Annotated in this window: 2 protein-coding genes; one reads left to right on the top strand and one right to left on the bottom strand. The window is 67.9% G+C overall.

Features of this window, described 5'->3' with window-relative positions; genetic code table 11:
* Window positions 1-251: 251 nt before the first annotated feature.
* The gene (gene trxA, locus AC04L7_RS17085; RefSeq protein WP_055939299.1) at window positions 252-593 is read right to left on the bottom strand and encodes a thioredoxin TrxA; all 342 of its coding nucleotides are present in this window, start codon (window positions 591-593) and stop codon (window positions 252-254) included.
* A 225-nt stretch (window positions 594-818) separates the two neighbouring features.
* On the opposite strand from trxA, the gene rhlB reads away from it, so the two are divergent.
* On the top strand, window positions 819-2,214 hold a 1,396-nt coding region (rhlB, locus tag AC04L7_RS17090; protein WP_475513498.1), incomplete at its 3' end, for an ATP-dependent RNA helicase RhlB.

Here is a 2,214-nt window from a genome sequence, read left to right on the forward strand (position 1 = left end):
TCTCGGCGGGAGCGCCGGTTTCGTTGCTGCTGTCGGACAAGTTGCGAATCCTCGCTAGGTGGCGAGCGCCGGCGTTGCGGCGGCGGGGTGAAGTGAAGAGTGGGTATTCAGATGGGTGCGGCGCGTCCCCTGCGCCGGATTTCGGGTCCGACACTATCACCCGCCCCGGAAGGCGGCAAGCGGTGGCCAGGCGTCGGGTTCAAGCGGATTCAGCCGGCGCCCCCGGCGGTGCGGGGGCGTGGCGGGGAGACTCAGGCGGCCTGGGTGCCCAGGGCCTTGTCGATCATCTGGGTCAGCTGGCCCTTGCCGACGGCGCCGATCTGGGTCGCCTGGATCTGGCCATCCTTGAACAGCAACAGCATCGGGATCGAGCGGACGTGGTACTTGATGGCGGTGGCGCGGTTCTCGTCCACGTTGACCTTGGCGACCTTCAGCTTGCCGCCATAGGTCTCGGCCAGTTCATCGAGGACCGGCGAGATCATCTTGCACGGGCCGCACCATTCGGCCCAGAAGTCCACCAACACCGGCTCGCCGGACTGCAGCACGGCAGCATCGAAATCGGCATCGCCGACGTGGGTCACTTTGTCGCTCACGGGGATCTCCTGCGGGGTCCGCGGGCAGGCGCGGACGGGTTCGGGCCGGGACGGCCACCACGATTGGGGTAAACTGGGGCGTTCCGCGACCTTTTCAAGGTAACCCAGGTGGTCGCGCAACCCGGCACAGGGGGCGCAGTGTGCGACGCCGGTCAGGCCGTTGCAAGCACACCCACCGCATTCATACGAGACGCGCGCGGAACACAGCGACGCAAAGAAGAAGGCATGAGCGACAAACCGTTAACCGATATAACTTTCTCTTCGTTCGACCTGCATCCGGCGCTGCTTGCCGGCCTGGAAGGCGCAGGTTTTTCCCGCTGCACGCCGATCCAGGCGATGACGCTGCCGGTCGCCCTTGCGGGCCGTGATGTCGCCGGGCAGGCGCAGACCGGCACCGGCAAGACGCTGGCTTTCCTCGTCGCCGTGATGAACCGCCTGCTGACGCGTCCGGCCCTGGCCGAACGCAAGCCCGAGGACCCGCGCGCGCTGATCCTGGCGCCGACCCGTGAGCTGGCCATCCAGATCCACAAGGACGCCGTGAAGTTCGGTGCCGACCTCGGACTGCGCTTCGCGCTGGTCTACGGCGGCGTGGACTACGACAAGCAGCGCGAGATCCTGCAGCAGGGCGTGGACGTCATCATCGCCACCCCGGGCCGCCTGATCGACTACGTCAAGCAGCACAAGGTGGTCAGCCTGCACGCCTGCGAGATGTGCGTGCTGGACGAAGCCGACCGCATGTTCGACCTCGGCTTCATCAAGGACATCCGCTTCCTGCTGCGCCGCATGCCGGAGCGCACCACGCGGCAGACGCTGCTGTTCTCGGCCACGCTGTCGCACCGCGTGCTGGAACTGGCCTACGAGCACATGAACGAGCCGGAGAAGCTCGTCGTGGAGACCGAATTCATCACCGCGGCCAAGGTGCGGCAGAAGCTGTACTACCCGGCCGACGAGGAGAAGATCCCGCTGCTGATCGGCCTGCTGTCGCGCAGCGAAGGCGCGCGCACGATGGTGTTCGTGAACACCAAGGCGTTCGTCGAGCGGGTGGCGCGCGCGCTGGAGCGTGCCGGCTACCGCGTCGGCGTGCTGTCGGGCGACGTGCCGCAGAAGAAGCGCGAGTCGTTGCTGAAGCGTTTCCAGGCCGGCCAGCTGGAGCTGCTGGTGGCGACCGACGTGGCCGCGCGCGGCCTGCACATCGACGGCGTGTCGCACGTCTTCAACTACGACCTGCCGTTCGATGCCGAAGACTATGTCCACCGCATCGGCCGCACCGCGCGCCTGGGTGCGGAGGGCGACGCGATCAGCTTCGCCTGTGAGCGCTATGCGATGTCGCTGCCCGACATCGAGGCCTACATCGAGCAGAAGATCCCGTCCGAGCCGGTCACCGCCGAGCTGCTGACCGCGCTGCCGCGCCCGGAGCGTCCGAAGCCGGCCGCCGGCGAGGTCGACGAGGAAGAAGAGAGCATCGGGCAGATCTTCCGCGAAGCGCGCGAGCAGAAGGCCGCCGACGAAGAGCGCCGTGGCGGTGGCCGCAAGCCCGGTGGCTCCGGTGGCGCGGGCCGTCGTGAAGGCGGTCGCCGCGAAGGTCCGCGTTCGGCCGACGGCAAGCCGCGCCCGCCCCGTC

The organism is Pseudoxanthomonas sp. LjRoot204_2 (assembly GCF_056175765.1).